Below are 23,836 nucleotides of genomic sequence, written 5' to 3'. Positions count from 1 at the left end.
GGTTTTGAGGACAAAGAACCGTGATGCCGCAAGCCCGCGAGTCTTAGGCAGACATCTTGAGAAAGGACCATTCGTATGGTCAGCTTCGGCGGCATAGCCCGCAAATTGTTTGGTTCGGCGAATGATCGCCGCGTCCGCTCCTACCGCTCCAAGATCGATGCGATCAATGCCATCGAGGAGAAGACGAAGGCTCTCACCGATCAGCAGCTGGCAGCCCAGACCGGCGAGTTCCGGCAGTTGCTGGCCGAGGGCAAGACGCTCGACGATATCCTGATACCGGCCTTCGCCGTGGTGCGCGAAGCCTCGCGCCGCGTTCTCGGAATGCGTCCCTTCGACGTGCAGCTTACCGGCGGCATGATCCTGCATGAAGGCTCCATTGCCGAAATGAAGACGGGTGAAGGCAAGACCCTGGTGGCTACCCTTCCGGTCTACCTGAACGCGCTCGCCGGCAAGGGCGTTCACGTGGTGACCGTCAACGACTATCTGGCCAGCCGCGACGCCGGCACGATGGGCAAGCTCTACGGCTTCCTCGGGCTCACCACCGGCGTCATCGTCCACGGTCTCAACGACGACGAGCGCCGCGCGGCCTATGCCTGCGACATCACCTACGCGACCAATAACGAGCTCGGCTTCGACTATCTTCGCGACAACATGAAGTACGAGCGGTCGCAGATGGTCCAGCGCGGCCACAATTACGCGATCGTCGACGAAGTGGATTCCATCCTGGTCGACGAGGCGCGCACGCCGCTCATCATTTCCGGCCCGCTCGACGACCGCTCCGATCTCTACAATACGATCGACGCCTTCATTCCGATGCTGGACGAAGCCGACTACGAGATCGACGAAAAGCAGCGCTCCGCCAACTTCTCGGAAGAGGGAACGGAGAAGCTCGAAAACCTGCTGCGTCAGGCCGGGCTCCTGAAGGGCGAATCGCTCTACGACGTCGAGAACGTCGCGATCGTTCACCACATCAACAACGCGCTGAAGGCCCACAAGCTCTTCACCCGCGACAAGGACTACATCGTCCGCAACGGCGAGATCGTCATCATCGACGAGTTCACCGGCCGCATGATGCCGGGCCGCCGCTATTCCGAAGGCCAGCACCAGGCGTTGGAAGCCAAGGAAAAGGTGCAGATCCAGCCCGAGAACCAGACGCTCGCCTCGATCACCTTCCAGAACTATTTCCGCATGTACGAAAAGCTCGCCGGCATGACCGGCACGGCCTCGACGGAAGCGGAGGAATTCAGCAACATCTACAGGCTGGAAGTAGTCGAAGTGCCGACCAACCTGCCGATCCAGCGCATCGACGAGGACGACGAGGTCTATCGGACCTTCGACGAGAAGTACAAGGCGATCATCGCCGAGATCAAGGATGCGCACGAGCGCGGCCAGCCGGTGCTGGTCGGCACCACATCCATCGAGAAATCGGAACTGCTCGCCGATATGCTGCGCAAATCGGGCTTCGACAAGTTCCAGGTGCTGAACGCACGCTATCACGAGCAGGAAGCCTATATCGTCTCCCAGGCCGGCGTGCCGGGTGCCGTCACCATCGCCACCAACATGGCCGGCCGCGGTACCGACATCCAGCTCGGCGGCAATATCGACATGCGTCTCGAGCGTGATCTCGAAGGCATCGAGGACGAGGCGGAACGCACCGCCAAGGAAGCCGCCATCCGCGAAGAGGTGAAGAGCCTCAAGGAAAAGGCGCTTGCCGCCGGCGGTCTCTACGTGATCGCCACCGAACGCCACGAAAGCCGCCGCATCGACAACCAGCTGCGCGGCCGCTCCGGCCGCCAGGGCGATCCGGGCCGCTCGAAATTCTACCTGTCGCTCCAGGACGACCTGATGCGTATCTTCGGCTCCGACCGCATGGACGGCATGCTGCAGAAGCTCGGTCTCAAGGAAGGCGAGTCGATCGTCCACCCCTGGATCAACAAGGCGCTCGAACGGGCGCAAAAGAAGGTCGAGGCCCGCAACTTCGACATCCGCAAGAACCTCTTGAAATACGACGACGTCACCAACGACCAGCGCAAGGTGATCTTCGAGCAGCGCATCGAGATGATGGATGCCGAGGACGTATCGGAAACGATCGAGGACATGCGCAGCGAGGTGATCGAGGTTCTCGTCACCAAGCATATCCCCGAGCGCGCCTATGCCGAGCAGTGGAATGCGGTCGGTCTCAGGGAAGATGTCCAGCGCCTCCTCAACCTCGATCTGCCGATCGAGGATTGGGTGCAGGAAGAGGGCATCGGCGAGGAAGATATCCGCGAGCGCATCACCGAGGCGGTGGAAAAGGCAGCCGCCGACCGGCGCGAGCGCTTCGGTCCCGGGATCATGACCTATGTCGAGCGCTCGGTCGTGCTGCAGACGCTCGACCATCTGTGGCGCGAGCATATCGTCAATCTCGACCACCTGCGCTCCGTCATCGGCTTCCGCGGCTATGCCCAGCGCGACCCGCTGCAGGAATACAAGGCGGAGGCCTTCGAACTCTTCCAGGCCCTGCTCGCCAACCTCCGCGAAGCGGTGACGGCGCAGATCATGCGCGTCGAGCTGGTGCGCGAGGCTCCGCCCTCGCCCGAGCCGCCGCAGGTCATGGAGGCGCATCACTTCGATCCGACGACAGGCGAGGACGAAATGGCTGGCTTCGGCGGCCAGAATGTCCTCGCCATGGCGCCGGACCGGACGCCGGAAGATCCCGCCACCTGGGGCAAGGTCGGCCGCAACGAGCCCTGCCCCTGCGGTTCCGGCAAGAAGTACAAGCATTGCCATGGGGCCTTCGAGCAGGTCTGAGATTCATCGCCCGGCATGACGATGCGACGCCGCCCAACGGGCGGCGTTTTGCTTTTGGAAAGAGCTCGTTTCCTAAACTCCGGATGCGCCACAACACCCTTTCTTAACTCTGCCGTGGCAACAATTCCTTCCGATTGTCCCTTGCGTATTCGAGTTTTGCGTTGCCCATCATGGCGGTCATCGAGACAGCGGAAAGATTGCTGCCGCCAGGTCTGCGTGCCCGGCTGTTGCCGCTTGCCCGCAAGCTCGCCGCCACGCTTGCCGAAGACAGCGAAAACGCCCGCGCCCAGCGTCGCGCGCTGACCGCCTTCGTCATCCGCATCCTGAGCGCCGCGATCGCCTTCATCTCGCAGATCGTGCTGGCCCGGCTGATGGGCGAGTTCGAATACGGCATCTTCGCCTTCGTCTGGGTTCTGGTGGTGCTCGCCGGCAATCTCTCCTGCCTCGGCTTCCACACATCGGTCATCCGCTTCCTGCCGCACCACAAGGCGCGCGGCGAATTCGACGCCATTCGCGGGCTCCATGTCAGCGTCCGCATCTTCGCGATGATTTCGGCAACCACGCTTGCCTTCCTCGGTTTTCTCTTCCTGCGCTTCTTCGGCGACACGATCGAAGCCTATTGGACGGTGCCGGTCTTCCTGGCGCTCTTCACGCTGCCGATGATCGCGCTCGGCGACGTGCTGGACGGCACCGCGAGGGCGAGCGGCTGGACGATCACCGCGCTCAGCCCGACCTATCTCATCCGGCCGGCGCTGATCCTCGCCTTCATGCTGGCGGCACTCTGGATGGGGGCGCCACAGACCGCCGCCACCGCCATGGAGGCCGCACTCGCCGCCACCTATGTGACGACGCTCACCCAATTCCTTCGCATGCGGAGACGGCTGCGGCGGGAATACGGCCCTGGAGGCCTGCAGATCGAGGCGGGCACCTGGTTCCGCTATTCGCTTCCCGTCTTCATGGTGGACGGCATCGGCTTCCTGCTCACCAATGCCGACGTGGTGGTCGTGGGTTTCTACCTGCCCCCGGACCAGGTGGCGATCTACTACGCGGCGGCAAAGACCATCGTTCTGGTGCAGTTCGTCTCCTTCGCCATCAAGGCCGCGGTAGGTCCGCGTTTTTCAGCCATCATCGCCGAGGGCGACATGCCCTCGCTTGCGGCCTTCGCCAGCCAGGCGGCGCGCTGGAGTTTCTGGCCGGCGCTCGGCGTCGGGCTCGTCGTTCTGGCGCTGGGCGAGGTGCTGCTGTCGCTCTTCGGCCCGGCGTTTACCGCCGGCTACGGCCTGATGGCCATATTGTTTGCGGGCATCCTCGCCAAGGCGATGGTCGGCCCCGGAGAGGTTCTCCTGAGCATGGCCGACCGGCAGAAACTCTGCGTGGCGCTCTACGCGGCCATTCTCGCGATCAATATCGGCCTCAACATCGCCCTCATCCCCCGCTTCGGCCTCACGGGCGCTGCAATGGCAACCGCGCTGGCCATGATGATCGAGGCGGTTCTTCTGCATATCGCGGTCCGCCGGACGCTTGGCATCGTGCTCTTCGCCTTTGCCGCGCCGCTCGCCGCCGCACCCTCAAAGGCAAGATGACCATGGCTGAAATCCCGACCGGCGGCGATCCCCACAGAAATGGAAGCGCCCTCCTTCCGGCGCTCGGCCAGCCATTCCGACCCGAGCGTCCGGATGCCGACGCCCGCATGCAGGTCGGCCGGTCGGGCCGCGAGCTCTGCCTCTATCCGGCTGCGTTCGGCTACGATCTCCAGGAAGAGCTGGAATTCCTCTCCAACCGCGCGATGGAGCCCAACATCTTCTTCAGCGCCCGCCTGCTCGTCCCCGCAATGCCGAGGGTCGAAGACAAGCAGGTCCGGCTCGCGCTCATCCGCGACGAGAGCGGCGCGGCGAGCCGCATGCGGCTGCTCATGCCGTTCACCGTGGAAAGGCCGGGCTTTTCCGTCGGCGCCTCGATCATCCGCGTATGGGCCAACCCGTTCGGCCCGCTCGGCACGCCGCTGGTGGATGCCGAGGACGCGGCTGAAACCATCGACAACCTGCTGGAAGGGCTGGCCCGGCGCGAGGCGCGCCTGCCCTCCGTGCTGGTCATGCCGGATATCCGCCCGAACGGCCGTTTCGCCCAGCTCGCAAGGGCAGTGGCGATCGGGCGGAACCTGCCGATCACGCTCACCGACGCCTTCACCCGGCCGATGCTCGCAAGCGACCTCGATGGTGAAGCCTATCTCAAGCGGGCGGTCTCCGCCCATCATCTACGGGAGATGCGACGCCTGTGGCGCCAGCTCGGCCGGCAAGGTAGGCTCGACTACAGCGTGGCCCGTCAGCCGGAAGAGGTCCGTCTGCGGATGGAAGAGTTCCTGGCGCTGGAAGCCCGAGGCTGGAAGGGCCGCAAGCGCTCGGCACTGATCAACGACCGCTACCGCTCGGCCTTCGCCCGCGAGGCGATCACCAATCTCGCCGAGGTGGATGCGGTGCGCATTCACACCCTCGATTTCGAGGGGCGCGCCATCGCATCCCTGATCGTCTTCCTCATGGCCGGCGAGGCCTATACCTGGAAGACGGCCTATGACGAGAATTTCGCCCGCTATTCTCCGGGCAAGCTCTTGATGATGAAGCTGACCGAGTGGCATCTCGAGGACGCCAATATCGTTCGCACCGATAGCTGCGCCGTGCCGGATCACCCGATCATGAGCCGCTTCTGGGAGGAGCGCGAGGAGATGGGAAGCCTCGTCATCGGGCTCGCCGAGAACGGCGACCGCGACGTGCGGCAGGTGGCGGCCCAGCTTCACCTCTACCGCAACACGCGCAACATGGCGCGAATGCTCCGCCAGAAGATCCTCTCGATGGCCGGCCGGGCGGAGTGACACGGGCCCGCCTGTTTGCGGCGAGCCCGTGACGCGATCATTTAGCGGGATGCGGTCGTCCGCAGCATCCTGCAGAGGCTGACCAGCGCCGCATCGCCGCCGTTCGCCGTTATATCGGCGCAGCGATAAAGAAGCCTGCGCTGCTCGGCCCGCGACATGCCGTTGAAAGCCTGCCGCTGCGATGGGGTCAGGCCGGAGCCTCCACCCGGTCCGCCGGCTCCGGGACCGCCATTGCCGGGGCCACCGTTACCCGGTCCGCCGTTGCCAGGTCCGCCATTGCCCGGACCACCCGAACCGGGACCGCCGATGCCGATATCCACATCCGCATCGATGCCGCCGGAACCGATACCCAGGCCGACGCCTGCATTGATCCCGTCGCGCCCGCCGACGGAAGCGGTGACATCCGCATCCACGCCGTCACGTCCGCCGATACCGACATCGGCACCGGTATTGATGCCGTTCGAACCACCCACGGATGCATTGGCGGTCGCGCCGAGGCCGCCGCCGCTGCGGCTACCCACATTCGCATCGGCGTTGACGCCATTCCGCCCGCCGACCGAGGCATCGACATCCGCGAGGCTGTCTCGCCCCCCCACATCGGCGCTCGCATTGACACCGTTGGAGCCGCCGAGGGACGCATCGACCCCGAGCCCGCCGCTGGTATCCACCCCGACGCTCAAGCCGTTTTCTCCGCCGATCGACAGGCCTTGGGCAAAGCCCGATGCGGCCAGAGGAAGAACGACGCAACTCGACAAAAACATGATACGAAGAGATTTCCGCATGATCTCCATCCTCCTGGAACCCGGCATCCATTGCCGGACTAAGCGCGAGGAGAACTCGCCAAATCCCCCCTTGTTTCAGCAATCGGGATGCAACCTGAGATCATCATTAAGGATCGTCTAAGGCGAAGGAACACATGTCGCCGGATGAAACGCTTCAGCCTCGACAAAGATCGTTCGTGCCTGCACTTGCGCGCGAGCGCCGCTGCATGATAGAGGCCTTGGCACCATCTCGGCGCGGGCGTGGCGGAATTGGTAGACGCAGCGGACTCAAAATCCGCCGTCGCAAGACATGTCGGTTCGAGTCCGACCGCCCGCACCAAAGCTTCCGGATATCAAATCGAAAGTTTCAACCTTGCGGGCGGTGCGCCTTGACGACCGCCGGATCGGTTTCGATCCGTCCGGCGCCGATCAAATCCAGGCAATAGGGAATGGCCGGAAACACCGCATCGAGCGTCATGGCGATCGAAGCAGGCTTTCCCGGCAGGTTCAGAATGAAGGATTTGCCGCGCGTGCCCGCGGTCTGCCGCGAAAGAATGGCGGTGGGCGTCTGTTCGAGACTGGCGCGCCGCATGAGTTCGCCAAATCCCGGCAGCTCTTTCTCCAGGACGGCGCGCATGGCTTCCGGGGTCTCGTCGCGCGGGCTCGGGCCCGTGCCGCCCGTCGTCAGAACCAGGTCGCAACGCTCGCTGTCGCAAAGATCGATCACCGTATCGCGTACCGACGCCATGCCATCGGGAATGATGCGCCGAACCAGTTCGTAAGGCGTCACTATCGCCGCCGCCAGCCATTGGGCAATCGCCGGACCGCTCAGATCTTCGTATTCGCCGCGGCTGGCGCGGTCGGAAATCGTGACGACGGCAATCTTCAAGGCTTATTCCAATCTGTCGGACGGTTTTGCGATACCCGCTCATCCTCTACGATCTGCCGGAGCCAGGCAACCGTGCTCGCGTATTCGGTGACAATAACATGTGAAGGGTGGAAACATGTGAAGAGCGGGGTCTCGTTTCGCTGGAAATCGAAATCGGCCCGATCGTTGCGGCACCTCACGAAAAATTGGCGGCACCGGCCCAGTTGCGTCATCGGCACACATTTACAGCGCATTCCCATGTGATCTAAGGGAACTTCAGCCGCCCAACGGCCAGATGAAATTTCAGGAGAAGCGAATGGCGCTTGCAGTCATGACCGCCAAGTCCCGCATCGGTTTCCCTCTCGTCGTGACGCTCGGCATGGCGGCGGCGGTCGGCGGCGCGCTCGCATTCGAGCATATCGGCGGCTATATCCCCTGCGCGCTCTGCCTGCTCCAGCGCGACCCCTATTACTACGGCATCCCCGTCGGCATTGCCGCGATCGCCACATCCGCGCTTGGCCTGCCAGCCTGGATCACCCGCGCGCTTCTCGCCGTCGTCGGCGTGATGATGCTGGTCGGCGCCGGCATGGGCGTCTTTCATGCGGGCGTCGAGTGGGGCTTCTGGGAAGGCCCGGCGAGCTGCGGCGGGGGCGGCGCCATGACCACCAATGCCGGCAGCCTACTCGACGACCTGAACGCGGTGCATGGCCCCTCCTGCACGCAGGCAGCGCTGCGCGTGCTTGGTCTTTCGTTCGCGGGCTGGAACGTCATCGCAAGCCTCATCCTGGCGGCGATTGCCTTCGTCGGCGCGAAGAGAGCGTAAGAGCACGGATCAGGGCTGCAGCACGGTATCCCAGTAGAGATAGTCCATCCAGCTTTCATGCAGGTAGTTCGGCGGGAAGAGCCTGCCATTGTTGTGCAGGTCCTGCACCGTGGGCTGATAGGGCTTCTGATGCGGGAACATGCCCGCCTGCTTCGGCAGCTTGCTGCCCTTCTTCAGATTGCAGGGCGAACAGGCGGCCACGACGTTTTCCCAGGTCGTCTCGCCGCCATGGGCGCGCGGGATCACATGGTCGAAGGTCAGGTCGTCGTCATGGCCGCAATACTGGCACTCGAACTTGTCACGCAGGAAGACGTTGAAGCGCGTGAACGCCGGATTGCGGGTCGGCTGGATATAGGTCTTGAGGCTGACGACACTCGGCAGCCGCATCGAGAAGCTGGGTGACGAGACGGAATGCTCGTATTCAGCGATGATATTCACTCGGTCGAGGAAAACCGCCTTGATCGCGTCCTGCCAGGACCATAGCGACAAGGGATAATAGCTCAGCGGCCGGTAGTCGGCGTTCAAGACGAGCGCCGGCAGGGCCTGCGGGGAGACTGCGATCGTCAACGTGACGCTCCTACCCGATTCGGCTTCCGTATCTTCTATATTAGGTCCGTTGTTACAGGATTGTGAAGCCAATAAATGCAGATAGATAACTCTCGTCCGCAGTCACGGCAGCGGCGTCACGTCCCGCCGCATCCGCGCCGCATAATAGGCCCAAAAAAGCCTTGCTGCGACCGATCGCCACGGGCTCCAGATTTCCGCGAGTTCCGCCAGTTTTTTCGAGGAGGGACGCGCCTCCAGGCCGAAGGCATGGGCGACGGAAGCCTGCAGGGCAACGTCTCCCGAGGGAAAGATATCGGCATGTCCGGCAGAGAACATCAGATAGACCTCCGCCGTCCATGGTCCGATGCCTGGGAGCCGAGTGAGTGCCGTTATGGCGTCGCGGGGTTCCATGCGGCCGATCGATTCGAGATCGAGGCTGTTTTCGGAAATCGCCCTAGAGAGACCGATCAGCGTTGCGGCCTTCGCCCGTGAAAGGCCGAAGGTGGCCACCACGGCAGGATCGTGGGCCAGGTAACTGGCGGCGGTCACGGGACCCGCGGCGGTGATTCGCCTCCAGATGGCCGCAGCGCTCGCCTTCGAGACCATCTGCGAGACGACGATGGAGGCAAGCCCGGCAAAGCCGGGTTCCTGCAGCCGCAGCGGCACCGGCCCCGCTACCTCGATGATGGCGGAAAGCCGCGGATCGATGCCGGCCAGGGCTTCGAGCCCCTCCTCGATATGCGAATGGTCGCGAATGATCGTCATCGGCTTTCCCATGGCCGTTTCCTCGAAAGCATGGCAGAAGAAAAATCATGCCCGTCACGCCCTCTGATAAACCCGTCTATCGTTTCGCGCCAAGCCCGAACGGCCTGCTTCACCTTGGCCATGCTCTTTCGGCGCTTCTGAACTACGACATGGCAAGGGCGAGCGGCGGTCGGTTTCTGCTGCGGATCGAGGATATCGACCTTGCCCGCTCGACGCCGGAATTCGAAGAGGCGATCTACCGGGACCTCGCATGGCTGGGGCTCCAGTGGGAACAGCCGGTGCGGCGGCAGTCGGAGCATTTCGATACCTATCGCACGACCCTGGAACAGCTGCACGCAATGGGCCTCGTCTACCCGGCCTTCATGACCCGCGGCGAGGTAAAGGCCAGGGTCGCGGCTTTCGAGGCGGCGGGAAAGACCTGGCCGCGCGATCCGGACGGTTCGCCGCTCTATCCGGAAGATGACAGGCTGAGGAGCGAGGGCGAGCGTAAGGCCCTCATGGACAAAGGCTTGCGTCATGCGTTTCGGCTGGACATGGGAAGGGCCCTGGAACTGCTCGGCAAGCCGCTGACCTTCCGCGAAACCGGCGACGGGCCGCAAGGCGAGATTGCCTGCGATCCGGCAATCTGGGGCGACGTGGTACTGTCGCGCTCCGATGCGCCGTCGAGCTACCATCTGTCGGTCACGGTGGACGACGCCGTTCAGGGCATCACGCACGTGGTGCGGGGGCTCGATCTCTTCGAGGCGACCGCGGTCCATCGATTGCTGCAGGAGCTTCTGGGCCTTCCCGAGCCTCTTTACCACCACCACCGGCTGGTGCTGGGCGAAGATGGCCGAAAATTGGCGAAGAGCGAAGGGGCGACCGGTCTAGCGGCTCTGCGACTTCAGGGGCTTTCGCCCCTCGACATCCGCCACCTCGTCGGGCTCTGAGGCTAGCATTTCGCGGCGCCTGCTGCGGCTGCGCACCCTCGAAACCACGGAATAGACGCGATACTTCATCAGCGCCGCGTTGACCTCCGCTCCCAGCATGAAGATCACGCCGACCATGTAGAGGAAGACCAGCACGATCATGATCGAGGCGAGGCCGGCATAGGTGGCCGCATAATTGGCGAAAGTCGCGAGATAGGACGCGAAAAGATAGGCTCCGAGCGACCAGAGAAGCAGGGTCAACGCCACGCCCGGCAGGACGTCGATGATCCGCCTCGATCCGGCCGGCAGCCATTTATGCGAGAAAACGAGGCCAATGGCCAGCACCAGCACCGTGCCGAACAGGCCCCAACTGGAGACGACGGCAAGGTCAGCCGCCAGCCAGGGAAATCGGGTTTCGGCAAAGCGCAGCGCCACCGGCACGGCGACCAGCACGATGCTGATGACGGCGAAGATGACGACGGCCACGATGACGTAGCCGAGGCTGGCCAGGCGCGTCACGTACCAATAACGCGTTTCCTGCACCCGGTAGGCTCGGTTGAGAGAAATGCGCAGCGCCTCCACACCATTCGAGGCGAAATAGGCCGCCGCAAGCACCGAGACGGTGAGAAGCCCGCCGCGGGGAATGGTGAGCACCCGCTGGATTTCCCGCGCCAGCGGATCGGCGATATCGGCGGGCCAGATATCGAAGAGGAGATGGACTGCCGTCTCCGAGAATTTATCCGCCCCGAGGAAGCCCGCAAGCGCCGTGCCGAAGATCAGGAAGGGGAAGAGCGCCAGCAATCCGGACAGCGCCACATGACTTGCCAGCGCCCAGCCATCGTCTTCGTTGAAGTGGCAATAGGCGTCGTAAAGCACCTTGTAGGCAAGGCTGTACCAGCGGTACGGGCGGATTTCTTCCGACACTTGGGACTCCGTTGTAACTTCCTCCGGAATATGGGAAATCGGGACCGATTGTACAGGGAGAACGCATTGCCTGGGGAAAAGTCCATCATCGTCACCGGCTGTTCTTCCGGCATCGGCGCATATTGCGCCCGGGCGCTTTCAAAGGATGGCTGGAGGGTGTTCGCGACTGTCCGCAAACCGGAAGACACCGGGCCGCTCGAAGCCGACGGCATAGAAGCCCTGTTGATGGATTATACCAGGCCGGAGACCATCGTCGCTCTGGTCGAGACGGTGCGGGAACGCACCGGCGGGCGGCTCGACGCCCTCTTCAACAACGGCGCCTACGGTCAGCCGGGCGCGGTGGAAGATCTTTCGACCGAAGTGCTGCGGGCGCAGTTCGACACCAATTTCTTCGGCTGGCACGAGCTGACGCGTCGGGCGATCCCGATCATGCGGCGCCAGGGGCACGGCCGTATCGTGCAATGTTCCTCGATCCTGGGATTGCTGCCCTATCGCTATCGTGGCGCCTACATCGCCTCCAAATATGCCCTCGAAGGCCTGAGCGCGACGCTGCGCATGGAACTCGAAGGCAGCGGCATCCATGTGAGCCTCATCGAGCCCGGACCGATCGCCTCGCGCTTCACGGCCAATGCCCTCGCCAAGCTTCATGAGCATGTTGATCTGGAAAATTCCGCCCATGCCGATGAGTACCGGCGGCAGCTAAAGCGCCTGAACGGTTCCGGACCGGCAAACCGGCATAAGCTCGGCCCGGAAGCAGTCTACGACGTGCTGAAGCACGCCTTGACCGCGCCGCGCCCCAAGCCGCATTATCTTGTCACAACGCCCGCCAAGCAGGGCGCATTTCTGAAACGGCTCCTTCCCGCAACGCTCTTCTACAAGCTGATGCGCCGGGTGGACTGATCACGATCAAAGGCTGCAATCCCAGATGTCCAGTTTCGCCACCATCGCCACCCTTCTCGTCATGGGCCTTGTCGTGCTCGTCCTCATTCGCGGACTGTTCAACATGCTCAAGGGCGGCAGCGGCAACAAATCGAACAAGCTGATGCAGATGCGTCTGCTCTTGCAGGCGATCGCGATCGTGCTCATCATGTTCACGCTCTGGTTGACCGGCGGCGGGCGGCCGAGCTGAAGGATGGCTGATGGTCAAGCTCAATAAGATCTACACCCGCACCGGCGACAGCGGCACCACGGCGCTGGTCTCGGGGCCGCGCCGCGAAAAGCACGATCTGCGGGTCGAGGCCTTCGGCACGGTGGACGAGGTCAATTCCGCGCTTGGCGTGGCGCGCCTTCACACGATCGGGGAAGGAGAGCTCGACGCGATGCTCTTCCGCATCCAGAACGATCTCTTCGATCTCGGGGCTGATCTCGCCACCCCCGACACCGGCGAGAAGCCGCAATACGAGCCGCTGAGGATCGTGGACGCTCAGGTGGAGCGGTTGGAAGCCGAGATCGACCAGCTCAACGCCGGCCTCGATCCATTGAATTCCTTCGTGCTTCCGGGCGGCAGTCCCGCCGCAGCTTATCTCCATCTCGCGCGCACCATCGCGCGGCGGGCCGAACGGCTGACGGTGGAACTTTCCCGCCGGAAGGGCGAGAGTGTGGGCCGGCCGGCGCTCAAATACATCAACCGCCTTTCGGATTTCCTTTTCGTAGCGGCGAGATACATGAATGGCGGTGGCAAGGCCGACATTCTCTGGGTCCCTGGCAAGAACCGCTGAAACGAGGCGGGAGAAAGCAGAAAACGCATGTTCATCCCGCTCCACGACAGAAACGACCTCAAATATATCCGCGTCCAATACGTGACGATCGGCCTGATTCTCGCCAATGTGCTGGTCTGGCTGGTCGCAGTCGTCTCACCAGAGAACATCGCCAACCTCGCGGCCCTCGGCCTCGGCTTCATCCCGGCGGTCGTCTTCGATCATGCCGTGCTCGACCCCTCGCTGGTGATCGTGCCGGACGACGCAACCTTCATCACCTATGCCTTCCTGCACCTCGATTTCTGGCATCTCGCTTCCAACATGCTCTTCCTGTGGGTGTTCGGCGACAATGTCGAGGATGCGATGGGGCATTTTCGCTTCCTGATCTTCTACCTGCTCTGCGCGGCGGCCGGCGCCCTGGTGCACGGCTTCGTCGCCCCGACCTCGGAAGGACCGCTGATCGGCGCATCCGGCGCCATATCCGGGGTCGTCGCCGCCTATTTCCTGCTGCATCCGCGCGTGCGGGTCTGGGTTCTCGTGCTTTTCCGCATACCGCTGCCGCTGCCGGCCTTCATTCCGCTGGCGCTGTGGATCGCCCAGCAATTCGCCATGCTGGTTTTCGATCTGGACAGCATGATCTCCTGGGGTGCACATGTGGGCGGCATTCTGGCCGGCGCGCTCCTCGTCCTCGTCATGCGTCGCAAGGGTGTGCCGCTTTTCGACCGCACCTTGGTCAAGCCACGGGCGATGGAGACCAAGACGAGCATTCCCAGCGCGCCCCTGGCCGAATAGCGTCATGAGAAAAGAGCATGGCGGACTGCGAAAACCTCGTTGTCTTCGGGGAAAAAATGCTTATCCATGTCGCCCATTGAATATCGGATAGACGGGAGAAGCCGCATCTTGCGGCAGGAGAACGTTCAAGGAAGGACCCCATGAAAATCCTCGTCCCAGTAAAACGCGTGGTCGATTACAACGTGAAAATCCGGGTGAAGCCGGATGGTTCGGGCGTCGAGCTTGCCAATGTGAAGATGTCGATGAACCCGTTCGACGAGATTTCAGTCGAGGAGGCCCTGCGCCTGAAGGAAGCCGGCAAAGCCGAGGAAGTGGTCGTCGTGTCGATCGGTCCTGCAAAGGCGGAAGAGACGCTGCGCACGGCGCTCGCCATGGGGGCCGACCGCGCGATCCTGGTCGAGACGGACGACGTGGTCGAGCCGCTGGCGGTCGCCAAGATTTTGAAGGGTGTAGCCGAGGCCGAGCAGCCGGGCCTCATTATCGTCGGCAAGCAGGCGATCGACGACGATTCGAACCAGACCGGCCAGATGCTGGCGGCCTTGCTGGGCTCCGCCCAGGCGACGTTCGCTTCCAAGATAGAGATTGCTGACGGCAAGGCCAAGGTCACCCGCGAGGTGGACGGCGGCCTGCAAACGATCGAAGTGAAGCTGCCGGCAGTGGTGACCACCGACCTGCGCTTGAACGAGCCGCGCTATGCCTCGCTGCCGAACATCATGAAGGCCAAGAAGAAGCCGCTCGACAAGAAGAGCCCGGCCGATTTCGGCGTCGATACCGCGCCGCGCCTGAAGGTGCTGAAGACCGAGGAGCCTTCCGGCCGCAAGGCAGGCATCAAGGTCAAGGATGTGGCGGAACTTGTTTCGTCACTCAAGACCGCCGGCGTGCTTTAATCCGGAAGAGACAGGGAGATTCAAGATAATGGCCATTCTTCTTCTGGCAGAACACGATAACACCCACCTCAACGATCAGACCGCCAAGGCGCTGACCGCAGCGTCCCAGATCGGCGGTGACGTCCACATTCTCGTGGCCGGTTCCGGCGCAAAGGCCGCAGCCGACGAGGCCGCCAAGCTTTCCGGCGTCTCCAAGGTGCTGCTCGCCGACGACGCCAGTCTCGCCAACCGGCTTGCCGAGCCGCTTGCCGATCTGATCGTCTCGCTCGCCGGCTCCTATGACGCGATCGTCGCTCCGGCGACCGCTGCGGCCAAGAACGTCATGCCGCGGGTTGCCGCCCTTCTCGACGTTGCCCAGGTCTCGGAAATCGTCGAAGTGGTGAGCCCCGACACGTTCAAGCGGCCGATCTATGCCGGCAACGCCATCCAGACCGTGCAGGCGACCGACGCCAAGAAGGTCATCACCGTGCGCACCGCGTCCTTCCAGGCTGCGGCGGAAGGCGGCTCGGCACCGGTGGAAACCGTTTCGGCTGCCGCCGATCCGGGCATATCGAGCTTCGTGTCGGACGAGCTTTCCTCTTCCGAGCGCCCCGAACTCACCTCGGCGAAGATCATCATTTCGGGCGGCCGCGCGCTCGGCTCCTCGGAGAAGTTCAAGGAAGTCATCCTGCCCGTCGCCGACAAGCTCGGTGCGGCGGTCGGCGCTTCCCGCGCCGCGGTCGATGCGGGCTATGCCCCGAACGACTGGCAGGTCGGCCAGACCGGCAAGGTGGTGGCGCCCGATCTCTATATCGCCGCAGGCATTTCCGGCGCCATCCAGCATTTGGCCGGCATGAAGGATTCGAAGGTCATCGTCGCCATCAACAAAGATGAGGAAGCGCCGATCTTCCAGGTCGCCGACTACGGTATCGTCGGAGACCTCTTCGAGATTCTGCCGCAGCTTGAAAAGGCTCTCTAAGAACGGGCCTTTCGCAAACGCGAAAAAACTGGAAAAATGCCTGCCAGCGGAATAACAATCTGCCGGGCTGCATCACCGCAGTCCGGCATTTTCATGATAGACATGGGATGCGCGGTTGGGGCGCAGACGAGGGAGCGAGCATGGTAGCCTTGAAGAATATCGGCATCATCGGAGCAGGCCAGATGGGCTGCGGTATTGCGCATGTGAGTGCGATCGCCGGCTACAAGGTGCAGATGTACGACCTTTCGAAGGATCGCATCGAGGCGGCGCTCGCCACCATCAACGGCAACCTTGCCCGCCAGGTCTCCAACGGCAAGCTCTCTGACGAGGATCGCCAGGCAGCGCTTTCCCGCATTTCCGGTTCCGCCGATATCAACGATCTCGCGCCGATGGATCTGGTGATCGAGGCCGCCACGGAGGAAGAGGCCGTCAAGCGCAAGATCTATGCGCAGGTCTGCCCCGTCCTGAAGCCCGAGGCCATGCTGGCGACCAACACGTCCTCACTGTCCATTACCCGCCTCGCCTCCGCTACCGACAGGCCGGAGCGCTTCATGGGCATCCATTTCATGAATCCCGTGCCGATCATGAAGCTCGTGGAACTGGTGCGCGGCATCGCCACAGAGGAAAGCACCTTCCAGGCCGCCAAGGATTTCGTGGCCACGCTTGAAAAAACGGTGACGGTGGCCGAGGATTTCCCGGCCTTCATCGTCAACCGCATCCTTCTGCCGATGATCAACGAGGCGATCTATACGCTTTACGAAGGCGTGGGCTCGGTGGAGGCGATCGATACCGCCATGAAGCTCGGAGCCAACCACCCGATGGGGCCTCTGCAGCTTGCCGATTTCATCGGCCTGGACACCTGTCTTTCGATCATGCAGGTGCTGCATGACGGACTTGCAGACAGCAAGTACCGCCCCTGCCCGCTGCTGGTGAAATATGTCGAAGCTGGCTGGCTCGGCCGCAAGTCCGGCCGCGGCTTTTACGATTATCGCGGGGAAGTGCCTGTCCCGACGCGGTAATGCGAGCGGTCAGGCAGCCGCGATGTCCGTGTGGGGAAAATCATTCCCTTTGAACAGCAAAGGCAGGTCATGAACCTTCGCGCATGCGTAGGACATGCAATCGGCCAGATTGAGCTGAGCGGGATGGCCTCGCCCCTTTCCGTATTCCGCGAAAGCGCGAACGGCCGCCGTGGCGATCATCCCGTCGATGGATAACATCGCGATATCCGCCTCCTCCATCAACGCCCTGACACGCGTTTCGACCACCACGGGGTCGATATCGAGCATGGTCGCAAGTCGCATGGAGGCCTCAAGGACGACCAGGCCTGACGTGAAGCAATCGGCAGCCTGACCGATCCGCTCGGCATAGGCTGCGGCATCCGGCTCATCGGCCAACAGCGCCACAATGACAGACGTATCGATGAACATCAGGAATGGCCCCAAAGGTCATCGATCTCTTCCTTGGAGATCGATCTCCCGTTAGGCCCTGCCTGCGATCTGAGATCGGCTGATATCCGCGCAATTCTATCGGCCAGATTGGTTTTCGTGTTTTCCCGACGCAGCTCTTCCTCGAGCGCCTGAATGACGGCGGTCGTCATCGTGATATTGCGCCTTTCCGCCAGCTTCCGCGCAAGTTCGCGGGCTCGGGCGTCGCGGATTTGAAGTGTCATGACCATGCTCCGTTCGTCCCTAGATCGTATCATTACAGGAACGGAAAGTCATCCATACAGCAAGGAGGACATATTGAACGTCACGGCGCCTTCGCAGCCGAAATCAGCACCTTGGCATCCTCACTGTCCCACGCCGCCGGACCGTTCATGGCCGAGATCAGGCAGCCTTCCCTGTCCATGATGAGCGTGACGGGCAGGCCGAAAGCAAGCCCTTCCTTCTTGAGCGCATTGAACACGCCCATGGAACTGTCGCGATAATAGCCCAGCGCATCGACGCCGGTTTCGGCGAGAAAAGCCTTCGGCTTTTCGTCGCTGCCGGTATCGATATTGACGGCGACCACTTCGAAATCTTCGCCGCCCATCTCCTTCTCGAGCGCGTTGAGCGCCGGCATCTCTTCCCGGCAGGGGCCGCACCAGGTGGCCCAGAGATTGAGGAGTACGGTCTTGCCCGCAAAGTCGGCGGTCTTGAGATCCTGGCCCTCCGGTCCCTTGAAGGAAAGCTCGAGCGGGCGGGGCGGCTCGGCGGCCACCATGGCGGCGACCTGCCCCTTGGCGAACTCCGAAACGGATTTCACCCTGGCGACCGCTCCTTCGCATATGCCTGCGGTTTGCGCCGAGGTGACCTCCTCGCCATTGCCAGACCCCATGCTCCTCACGTATACCGCCACGGCGCCGGCGAGCACTCCGGCTACGGCGGCGATCAAGATCAGTCTGGCGGAAGGAAGGCCGAAAGGTCTTTTGGTCGTCATCAACTACTCCAGGACAGGCATCATGGCAGACGGTACGAAGGACGCGGTTTCCTCCAACCAGATGTGGGGCGGTCGCTTCGCTTCCGGACCCGATGCGATCATGGAGGAGATAAATGCCTCGATCGGCTTCGACAAGAAGTTGTTCGCTCAGGATATCCGCGGCTCAATGGCGCATGCGACCATGCTGGCGGAAAAAGGCATCATTTCCGCCGAAGATAAAGACAAGATCTTATCCGGCCTGAACACGATCATGTCAGAGATCGAAAGCGGCGGGTTCGAGTTCTCCCGCAAGCTGGAAGACATTCATATGAATGTCGAGGCCCGCCTTGCCGCGCTGATCGGCCCGGCCGCCGGCCGGCTTCATACCGCCCGTTCGCGCAACGACCAGGTGGCGCTCGATTTCCGCCTCTGGGTCAAGGAGGAGCTCGCCAAGACGGAAGCGATGCTGACGGGCCTGATCGCGGCCTTCCTCGACCGCGCGGAAGAACACGCCGATACGGTGATGCCGGGCTTCACGCATCTCCAGACCGCTCAGCCGGTGACCTTCGGCCATCACTGCATGGCCTATGTGGAAATGTTCGGACGCGACCGGGCCCGCGTGCGCCACGCTATCGACCACCTCGACGAAAGCCCGATCGGCGCCGCCGCCCTTGCGGGCACGGGCTTTCCGATCGACCGCCACATGACAGCCAAGGCGCTCGGTTTCCGCGAGCCGACCCGCAATTCGATCGATACCGTCTCCGACCGCGATTTTGCGCTGGAATTCCTGTCCGTGGCAGCGATCTGCGCCGTGCATCTGTCGCGCCTGGCCGAAGAGATCGTCATCTGGTCGACGCCGCAATTCGGCTTCGTGCGCTTGTCCGACGCCTTCTCGACCGGCTCCTCCATCATGCCGCAGAAGAAGAATCCGGATGCGGCCGAACTGGTTCGCGCCAAGACCGGCCGCATCAACGGTTCGCTGGTCGCGCTGCTGACCGTCATGAAGGGCCTGCCGCTCGCCTATTCCAAGGACATGCAGGAAGACAAGGAACAGGTCTTCGACGCGGCGGAAAATCTGGAACTCGCCATCGCGGCCATGACCGGCATGATGCGCGACATGACCATCAACAAGGACAGGATGCGCGCCGCGGCCGGCTCCGGATACTCCACCGCGACCGATCTGGCCGATTGGCTGGTGCGCGAGGCGGGCCTTCCCTTCCGCGATGCCCATCACGTCACCGGCCGTGCCGTGGCGCTTGCCGAACAGAAGGGCTGCGACCTTGCGGAGCTTTCGCTCACGGAATTGCAGGCGATCAATTCCGCCATCACCGAGAGCGTGTTCGACGTGCTTTCCGTCGACGCCTCGGTCGCCAGCCGCACGAGCTTCGGCGGCACCGCGCCCACTGAAGTGAGAAAACAGATCGCCTGGTGGCGCGCCAGGAACTGATGGCGCGATTGATTCCGGAATAGTGACTGCACAAGCGGCCGGAACTTCGCTATGACAGAGCCGCCGCCCATGCCGGAGAAGGAAAGAATGTCGAAATCCCTGGTAAACCTTGCCCGCTTTGCTCTGGTGCTGAGCCTCACCGGCTTCGTAGCCGTCGGCTGTGGCCGCAAGGGCGACCTCGACCGGCCGAGCACGCCTGTGGAGCAGCAGAACAAACGCGGTGGACCTGCGAAGGCGCAGCCTGCGCAAGACCAGCCCTTCCTTCTCGACCCGCTTCTCTAGAGCATCGCCGTGAACCATTTTCATTATATCGACGGCGTGCTGCACGCCGAGAACGTACCTATCCCGGAGATCGCCAAGGCGGTCGGGACGCCGTTCTACGTCTATTCGACCGCGACGCTGGAGCGACACTACAAGGTCTTCGCCAAGGCCTTCGCCGATGTGGACACCATGGTCTGCTATGCCATGAAGGCGAATTCCAACCAGGCGGTGCTGAAGACGCTCGGGCGGCTGGGCGCCGGTGTCGACGTGGTTTCGGGCGGCGAACTCCGCCGCGCGCTTTCGGCCGGCATTCCGGCAAGCCGCATCATGTTCTCCGGCGTCGGCAAGACGGCCGGTGAGATGGACCTCGCTCTCGAAGCCGGCATCTACTGCTTCAACGTGGAATCCGAGCCGGAACTGGAAGTGCTGAACGCCCGCGCGGTAAAGGCGGGAAAGAAGGCGCATGTCTCCTTCCGCATCAATCCGGATGTCGATGCCGGAACCCATGCGAAGATTTCGACGGGCAAGAAGGAAAACAAGTTCGGCATCTCCTACGAGCGCGCACGTGACGTGTATGCCCATGCCGCGACCCTGCCCGGGATCGAGGTGACCGGCATCGACATGCATATCGGCAGCCAGATCACCGAGCTGCAGCCCTTCGAGGATGCCTTCCGGCTGCTCAGGGAACTCGTGGACACGCTACGCGGCGATGGCCACCGCATCGACCATGTGGATATCGGCGGCGGGCTGGGCATTCCCTACAAGGACGACAATACGCCGCCTCCGCTGCCGGATGCCTATGCGGATACGGTCAAGCGCCAGCTCCGCTCGCTGAATTGCAAGATCGTCACCGAGCCTGGCCGGCTGATCGTCGGCAATGCCGGAATTCTCGTCACCGAAGTCATCTATGTGAAGGATGCCGGCGAGAAGCACTTCGTGATCGTTGACGGCGCCATGAACGACCTCATTCGCCCGACGCTTTATGACGCCTACCACATGATTCGCCCTGTCGTTACACCGTCGACGGACACGCCGCGCATCAGGGGCGACGTGGTCGGCCCCGTCTGCGAAACCGGCGATTACCTGGCGCTGGACCGGGAGATGGCCGAACCGCAGCCCGGCGACCTGATCGCCATCGCTTCGGCGGGCGCCTATGGCGCGGTTCAGGCCGGAACCTACAACTCGCGCCTGCTGGTGCCGGAGGTTCTGGTGAAGGGCGGCGACTTCCATGTGGTGCGCCCGCGCGGCACCTATGAGCAGCTTATCGGCCTCGATTCCCTGCCCGCATGGCTCGACTGACCGGCTGACGCCGCGTTCACTTTTGCGGGAAACGGCGCAAATAATGGGAACGGAAAGCTCCCTGCCCTCGTCTTCGCCATAAAGATCGCTATCCTTAAGCTGGATTTGCGCCGCCACGATCGGAGACGGACCGCATGAGCTTAACCCGCAAAGGTGCATTCGAAACGCATCCCTTGCTTGCGCGCCGCGTGGCGCTGAAGCGCTCCTTTGCGCGGGTCGTGCTGTTCTTCGAGCGGCTTTTGCCGCGCCTCCTGCCGCCGCTCGGCATTGCCGCACTCTTTCTTTCCGTCGCCTGGTTCGGCATTTTCCGCTTCTCGCCGGATTGGCTTCGTTGGCTTCTGGCAGCCGGCTTCGGTATTGCCTTCCTCTACACGCTTCTTCCGCTGACCCGGCTGCGCTGGCCGGAGCCCCATGAGGCGGACCGACTTCTGGAGGAGCGTAACGACCTGCCGCACCAGCCGGTGGCGGTGCAGGAAGACGAGCCAGCCTTCGAAACGCCCTTCTCGCGGGCGCTCTGGAAGGAACACCAGATCCGCATGGCGGAGCGCATCGCCGCGCTCGATGCCGGCCTGCCGCAGCCGGATATAGCCCGGCATGACCGTTTCGCGCTGCGCGCCATTCCCGCCCTCGTGTTCGTGGTGGCGCTCGGCTATTCCTTCTCGAACGGCGGCGGCTCGCTCAGCGACATCTTCCGCGCCTCAGCGCCGGCTGCCAGCACCAATCCGGACCTGCGCATCGACGCCTGGCTGACGCCGCCCTCCTATACCGGCCGCGCACCGGTGTTTCTCACGGGGAACGACGTCGCCCAGAACAAAACCTTCTCGCTTCCGCAACACTCGGACCTGACGGTGAGATTGACCGGAGGTGATGGGCTCGAGGCAGTGGAATTTGCGCCAAGCGCGGGCGAAGGCCCGGTCGCGCTGGTAAGCCAGGAAGCTCTTGCCTTGCAGAAGAAGGCCCAGCAGGAAGGCGCCGAGAATGTCGACGCCGCCCCGGCAAAAGGGGAGGACGACGGCAAGCCGTTACCCCGCCGCACCTACTCCATGAAACTGGAAGAGAACGGAGAGCTGACGGTCAACGGCCAGCTTTGGACGTTTGAAGCCATCCCGGATCGTCCACCTGAGATCAGCTTCGACAAGCCCCCGCGCAGGGCAATCAATGGGGCGCTTGAAATTGGCTTCATCGGCAAGGACGACTACGGGATCCGTGAAGCTCACGCCGTCATCGAACCGATGGACGTCAACGATCCGACGGCAACGCCGCTTTATCCGCCCCCGACCTTTCCTTTGGAGCTTCCCCGTCGGAGCGGTTCCGAGGTCAAGGGACTGACCGGACGCGACTTGACCGATCATCCGCTGGCGGGACAGAGGGTCCGTGTAACGCTGGTGGCGAAGGACGGCGCGGGACAGACGGGTCAAAGCCCGCCTCAGGAGATAGTCCTACCGTCGCGGCCATTCTCCGAACCCCTGGCTGCGGCAGTCGCCGAAGAGCGCCAGGTCTTCGCGCTCGACACGCGTCAAATGCCCCGCGCCATCGAGCTCAATGAAGCGCTTGCGCTGCGCCCCGACGAGACGATCCCCAACCTGAAGCATTTTCTGCTGATCCGCTCGGCACTCGGCCGCATGCAGCAGGCTCGTGGCGAAGAACAATTGAAGGAGACTGCCGAATATCTCTGGCAGATCGCGCGGGGCATCGAGGATGGCGATCTTTCGGCGGCGGAGCAACGGTTGCGCGACGCGCAGAACGCACTCAACGAGGCGCTGAAAAACGGTGCCTCCGATCAGGAGATCGCGCGGCTGATGAAGGAGCTGCGCGATGCCATGCAGCAGTTCATGACCGAGCTTGCCCAGCGGCTGCAGAACAATCCGCAAGCCTCGCAGAACATGCAGGCCCAGAACATGCTTCGCCAACAGGACCTGCAGAACATGATGGACCAGATCGAGAATCTGGCCCGTTCGGGCAACCGCGATGCCGCCCAGCAACTCCTCTCCGAACTGCAGCGGATGATGAACAACCTTCAGGCAGGCCGCATGCAGCGAGGCCAACAGGGCCAGCAGCAGAACAGCCCGATGCGCGAACAGATCGACCGGCTCGGCGACATCATGCAGGAACAGCAGCGGCTCATGGATCAGACGTTCGGGCTGGACCAGGCTCTGCGCGACCGCATGCAGCGCGGCAATCCCGATCAACCCTATGAACAGGGGCAGCCCGGACAGCCACAGCAGGGCCAACAGGGCCAGCAGCAAGGGCAGCAACAGGGGCAGCAACAGGGGCAGCAAGGGCAGCAGCCCACCGATCAGATGACCGCCGAACAGTTGCGCGAGGCGCTGCGGAACCTGCGCGCCCAGCAGGAAGGCCTCGGCCAGAAGCTGCAGGAGCTCCAGAAAGCCCTTGAAGGGCTCGGCATGCAGCCCAGTGAAGGCTTCGGCCAGGCGGAGCGGGAAATGGGCAATGCCGGCCGCGCTCTCGGCCAGGGCCAGGGCGAGCAGGCCGTGCAGGGTCAGGGCAATGCGCTCAACGCGCTACGCCAGGGCGCCCAGAACATGATGCAGCAGATGATGCAGGCCATGCAGCAGAGCGGCGAGGGCCAAGGCCCCGAGCAGGGCATGGCGGGCCAAGGCGGACAGGACGACCGCGACCCTCTTGGCCGTCCGCGTGCAACAGACCCCGGGATTGACGGCGGAGGACCGAAAGTACCCGACGAGATCGACGTACAGCAAGCGCGGCGAATTCTCGACGCCATCCGTGAGAAGCTGGGCACGGCCATACAGGAAAGACTTATGAACCCCTCGGCAAGCGAAACCGAGCGGCAGTATCTGGAGCGTCTCCTGGAGATCCGCTGACGCC

24 protein-coding genes and 1 tRNA gene are annotated in these 23,836 nt (G+C 63.0%); 17 read left to right on the top strand and 8 right to left on the bottom strand.

Annotated features, from left to right (window positions below; all coding sequences use genetic code 11):
• Window positions 1-75 precede the first annotated feature (75 nt).
• The 3 genes from secA (at window position 76) to ACE04I_RS01670 (ending at window position 5,656) form a co-directional block, all read left to right on the top strand.
• Window positions 76-2,790, top strand: a complete 2,715-nt coding sequence (gene secA, locus ACE04I_RS01680) for a preprotein translocase subunit SecA (protein WP_046796374.1) — start codon at window positions 76-78, stop codon at window positions 2,788-2,790.
• A gap of 161 nt (window positions 2,791-2,951) precedes the next feature.
• Window positions 2,952-4,373, top strand: coding sequence for a lipopolysaccharide biosynthesis protein (locus ACE04I_RS01675; protein ID WP_280950073.1), 1,422 nt, complete (start codon window positions 2,952-2,954; stop codon window positions 4,371-4,373).
• 2 nt (window positions 4,374-4,375) lie between these two features.
• Window positions 4,376-5,656, top strand: coding sequence for a GNAT family N-acetyltransferase (locus ACE04I_RS01670; protein WP_082118448.1), 1,281 nt, complete (start codon window positions 4,376-4,378; stop codon window positions 5,654-5,656).
• Between the two features lie 41 nt (window positions 5,657-5,697).
• On the opposite strand, the gene ACE04I_RS01665 is transcribed toward ACE04I_RS01670, so the two are convergent.
• The gene (locus tag ACE04I_RS01665; RefSeq protein ID WP_046796372.1) at window positions 5,698-6,438 is read right to left on the bottom strand and encodes a hypothetical protein; all 741 of its coding nucleotides are present in this window, start codon (window positions 6,436-6,438) and stop codon (window positions 5,698-5,700) included.
• Between the two features lie 234 nt (window positions 6,439-6,672).
• Between ACE04I_RS01665 and ACE04I_RS01660 the strand changes: the two genes are divergently transcribed.
• Window positions 6,673-6,757: transfer RNA gene (locus tag ACE04I_RS01660), tRNA-Leu, on the top strand.
• Window positions 6,758-6,784: 27 nt separating this feature from the next.
• On the opposite strand, the gene mog is transcribed toward ACE04I_RS01660, so the two are convergent.
• On the bottom strand, window positions 6,785-7,306 hold the full coding sequence (gene mog, locus ACE04I_RS01655; protein ID WP_046796371.1) for a molybdopterin adenylyltransferase: 522 nt from the start codon (window positions 7,304-7,306) through the stop codon (window positions 6,785-6,787).
• A 295-nt stretch (window positions 7,307-7,601) separates the two neighbouring features.
• Between mog and ACE04I_RS01650 the strand changes: the two genes are divergently transcribed.
• Window positions 7,602-8,108, top strand: a complete 507-nt coding sequence (locus ACE04I_RS01650; protein WP_487206420.1) for a disulfide bond formation protein B — start codon at window positions 7,602-7,604, stop codon at window positions 8,106-8,108.
• 9 nt (window positions 8,109-8,117) lie between these two features.
• Here the strand turns inward: ACE04I_RS01650 and ACE04I_RS01645 are convergent, their stop codons facing one another.
• Together ACE04I_RS01645 and ACE04I_RS01640 are read right to left on the bottom strand one after the other, a co-directional pair.
• Window positions 8,118-8,675, bottom strand: coding sequence for an HNH endonuclease (locus tag ACE04I_RS01645; protein WP_046796369.1), 558 nt, complete (start codon window positions 8,673-8,675; stop codon window positions 8,118-8,120).
• Window positions 8,676-8,777: 102 nt separating this feature from the next.
• Complete coding sequence (locus ACE04I_RS01640; RefSeq protein WP_487206438.1) at window positions 8,778-9,419, bottom strand: DNA-3-methyladenine glycosylase family protein; 642 nt, start codon at window positions 9,417-9,419, stop codon at window positions 8,778-8,780.
• A gap of 47 nt (window positions 9,420-9,466) precedes the next feature.
• Between ACE04I_RS01640 and gluQRS the strand changes: the two genes are divergently transcribed.
• The gene (gene gluQRS / locus ACE04I_RS01635; protein ID WP_046796368.1) at window positions 9,467-10,348 is read left to right on the top strand and encodes a tRNA glutamyl-Q(34) synthetase GluQRS; all 882 of its coding nucleotides are present in this window, start codon (window positions 9,467-9,469) and stop codon (window positions 10,346-10,348) included.
• Here gluQRS and ACE04I_RS01630 read toward each other — a convergent pair.
• Window positions 10,286-11,251, bottom strand: a complete 966-nt coding sequence (locus tag ACE04I_RS01630; protein ID WP_082118447.1) for a YihY/virulence factor BrkB family protein — start codon at window positions 11,249-11,251, stop codon at window positions 10,286-10,288. The two genes, gluQRS and ACE04I_RS01630, sit on opposite strands and share 63 nt — an antisense overlap.
• Window positions 11,252-11,317: 66 nt before the next feature.
• Between ACE04I_RS01630 and ACE04I_RS01625 the strand changes: the two genes are divergently transcribed.
• The 7 genes from ACE04I_RS01625 (at window position 11,318) to ACE04I_RS01595 (ending at window position 16,604) form a co-directional block, all read left to right on the top strand.
• Window positions 11,318-12,151: an SDR family oxidoreductase gene (locus tag ACE04I_RS01625; RefSeq protein WP_137326710.1), complete on the top strand. Its 834-nt coding sequence runs from the start codon at window positions 11,318-11,320 to the stop codon at window positions 12,149-12,151.
• A 25-nt stretch (window positions 12,152-12,176) separates the two neighbouring features.
• Window positions 12,177-12,380 (top strand): twin transmembrane helix small protein, encoded by a 204-nt coding sequence (locus tag ACE04I_RS01620; protein ID WP_046796366.1) that lies wholly within the window; start codon window positions 12,177-12,179, stop codon window positions 12,378-12,380.
• A gap of 10 nt (window positions 12,381-12,390) precedes the next feature.
• Complete coding sequence (locus ACE04I_RS01615; RefSeq protein WP_046796365.1) at window positions 12,391-12,969, top strand: cob(I)yrinic acid a,c-diamide adenosyltransferase; 579 nt, start codon at window positions 12,391-12,393, stop codon at window positions 12,967-12,969.
• A gap of 27 nt (window positions 12,970-12,996) precedes the next feature.
• Window positions 12,997-13,740, top strand: coding sequence for a rhomboid family intramembrane serine protease (locus tag ACE04I_RS01610; RefSeq protein WP_046796364.1), 744 nt, complete (start codon window positions 12,997-12,999; stop codon window positions 13,738-13,740).
• Window positions 13,741-13,880: 140 nt separating this feature from the next.
• Window positions 13,881-14,627 carry an electron transfer flavoprotein subunit beta/FixA family protein gene (locus ACE04I_RS01605; RefSeq protein WP_046796363.1) on the top strand — a complete coding sequence of 249 codons (747 nt, stop codon included), beginning with the start codon at window positions 13,881-13,883 and terminating at the stop codon, window positions 14,625-14,627.
• A gap of 28 nt (window positions 14,628-14,655) precedes the next feature.
• The gene (locus ACE04I_RS01600) at window positions 14,656-15,585 is read left to right on the top strand and encodes an electron transfer flavoprotein subunit alpha/FixB family protein (protein WP_487206419.1); all 930 of its coding nucleotides are present in this window, start codon (window positions 14,656-14,658) and stop codon (window positions 15,583-15,585) included.
• Between the two features lie 140 nt (window positions 15,586-15,725).
• Window positions 15,726-16,604, top strand: a complete 879-nt coding sequence (locus ACE04I_RS01595; RefSeq protein ID WP_046796433.1) for a 3-hydroxybutyryl-CoA dehydrogenase — start codon at window positions 15,726-15,728, stop codon at window positions 16,602-16,604.
• A gap of 9 nt (window positions 16,605-16,613) precedes the next feature.
• Here the strand turns inward: ACE04I_RS01595 and ACE04I_RS01590 are convergent, their stop codons facing one another.
• The 3 genes from ACE04I_RS01590 to tlpA all read right to left on the bottom strand — a co-directional run bounded on the left by ACE04I_RS01590 (window position 16,614) and on the right by tlpA (window position 18,003).
• A complete protein-coding gene (locus ACE04I_RS01590) occupies window positions 16,614-17,012 on the bottom strand; it encodes a type II toxin-antitoxin system VapC family toxin (protein ID WP_046796361.1) in 399 nt (132 codons plus the stop codon).
• Window positions 17,012-17,254, bottom strand: coding sequence for a type II toxin-antitoxin system VapB family antitoxin (locus ACE04I_RS01585; protein WP_046796360.1), 243 nt, complete (start codon window positions 17,252-17,254; stop codon window positions 17,012-17,014). The genes ACE04I_RS01590 and ACE04I_RS01585 overlap by 1 nt, the downstream gene beginning before the upstream one ends.
• Window positions 17,255-17,334: 80 nt before the next feature.
• A complete protein-coding gene (tlpA, locus tag ACE04I_RS01580) occupies window positions 17,335-18,003 on the bottom strand; it encodes a thiol:disulfide interchange protein TlpA (protein ID WP_046796359.1) in 669 nt (222 codons plus the stop codon).
• Between the two features lie 22 nt (window positions 18,004-18,025).
• On the opposite strand from tlpA, the gene argH reads away from it, so the two are divergent.
• The 4 genes from argH (at window position 18,026) to ACE04I_RS01560 (ending at window position 23,832) form a co-directional block, all read left to right on the top strand.
• On the top strand, window positions 18,026-19,429 hold the full coding sequence (gene argH, locus ACE04I_RS01575; protein ID WP_046796432.1) for an argininosuccinate lyase: 1,404 nt from the start codon (window positions 18,026-18,028) through the stop codon (window positions 19,427-19,429).
• A gap of 87 nt (window positions 19,430-19,516) precedes the next feature.
• Window positions 19,517-19,711 carry an LPS translocon maturation chaperone LptM gene (gene lptM / locus ACE04I_RS01570; protein ID WP_046796358.1) on the top strand — a complete coding sequence of 65 codons (195 nt, stop codon included), beginning with the start codon at window positions 19,517-19,519 and terminating at the stop codon, window positions 19,709-19,711.
• A gap of 9 nt (window positions 19,712-19,720) precedes the next feature.
• On the top strand, window positions 19,721-20,989 hold the full coding sequence (lysA, locus tag ACE04I_RS01565) for a diaminopimelate decarboxylase (RefSeq protein WP_046796357.1): 1,269 nt from the start codon (window positions 19,721-19,723) through the stop codon (window positions 20,987-20,989).
• A 134-nt stretch (window positions 20,990-21,123) separates the two neighbouring features.
• Window positions 21,124-23,832, top strand: a complete 2,709-nt coding sequence (locus ACE04I_RS01560; RefSeq protein WP_046796356.1) for a TIGR02302 family protein — start codon at window positions 21,124-21,126, stop codon at window positions 23,830-23,832.
• Window positions 23,833-23,836: the final 4 nt, after the last annotated feature.

Source organism: Rhizobium moroccans, assembly GCF_057559155.1.
The sequence above is the reverse complement of the archived record's forward strand: the minus strand, read 5'-3'. Positions and strand labels throughout refer to the sequence as shown.

Excerpts from the sequence above, each read along its gene's own strand:
- lptM (WP_046796358.1), top strand. The coding sequence starts at position 19,517 with ATGTCGAAATCCCTGGTAAACCTTGCCCGCTTTGCTCTGGTGCTGAGC.
- secA (WP_046796374.1), top strand. The coding sequence starts at position 76 with ATGGTCAGCTTCGGCGGCATAGCCCGCAAATTGTTTGGTTCGGCGAAT.
- ACE04I_RS01650 (WP_487206420.1), top strand. The coding sequence starts at position 7,602 with ATGGCGCTTGCAGTCATGACCGCCAAGTCCCGCATCGGTTTCCCTCTC.
- gluQRS (WP_046796368.1), top strand. The coding sequence starts at position 9,467 with ATGCCCGTCACGCCCTCTGATAAACCCGTCTATCGTTTCGCGCCAAGC.
- argH (WP_046796432.1), top strand. The coding sequence starts at position 18,026 with ATGGCAGACGGTACGAAGGACGCGGTTTCCTCCAACCAGATGTGGGGC.
- ACE04I_RS01665 (WP_046796372.1), bottom strand. The coding sequence starts at position 6,438 with ATGCGGAAATCTCTTCGTATCATGTTTTTGTCGAGTTGCGTCGTTCTT.
- ACE04I_RS01600 (WP_487206419.1), top strand. The coding sequence starts at position 14,656 with ATGGCCATTCTTCTTCTGGCAGAACACGATAACACCCACCTCAACGAT.
- tlpA (WP_046796359.1), bottom strand. The coding sequence starts at position 18,003 with ATGACGACCAAAAGACCTTTCGGCCTTCCTTCCGCCAGACTGATCTTG.
- ACE04I_RS01670 (WP_082118448.1), top strand. The coding sequence starts at position 4,376 with ATGGCTGAAATCCCGACCGGCGGCGATCCCCACAGAAATGGAAGCGCC.
- ACE04I_RS01615 (WP_046796365.1), top strand. The coding sequence starts at position 12,391 with ATGGTCAAGCTCAATAAGATCTACACCCGCACCGGCGACAGCGGCACC.
- ACE04I_RS01605 (WP_046796363.1), top strand. The coding sequence starts at position 13,881 with ATGAAAATCCTCGTCCCAGTAAAACGCGTGGTCGATTACAACGTGAAA.
- ACE04I_RS01595 (WP_046796433.1), top strand. The coding sequence starts at position 15,726 with ATGGTAGCCTTGAAGAATATCGGCATCATCGGAGCAGGCCAGATGGGC.
- ACE04I_RS01585 (WP_046796360.1), bottom strand. The coding sequence starts at position 17,254 with ATGACACTTCAAATCCGCGACGCCCGAGCCCGCGAACTTGCGCGGAAG.
- ACE04I_RS01560 (WP_046796356.1), top strand. The coding sequence starts at position 21,124 with ATGAGCTTAACCCGCAAAGGTGCATTCGAAACGCATCCCTTGCTTGCG.
- ACE04I_RS01590 (WP_046796361.1), bottom strand. The coding sequence starts at position 17,012 with ATGTTCATCGATACGTCTGTCATTGTGGCGCTGTTGGCCGATGAGCCG.
- ACE04I_RS01640 (WP_487206438.1), bottom strand. The coding sequence starts at position 9,419 with ATGACGATCATTCGCGACCATTCGCATATCGAGGAGGGGCTCGAAGCC.
- ACE04I_RS01620 (WP_046796366.1), top strand. The coding sequence starts at position 12,177 with ATGTCCAGTTTCGCCACCATCGCCACCCTTCTCGTCATGGGCCTTGTC.
- ACE04I_RS01610 (WP_046796364.1), top strand. The coding sequence starts at position 12,997 with ATGTTCATCCCGCTCCACGACAGAAACGACCTCAAATATATCCGCGTC.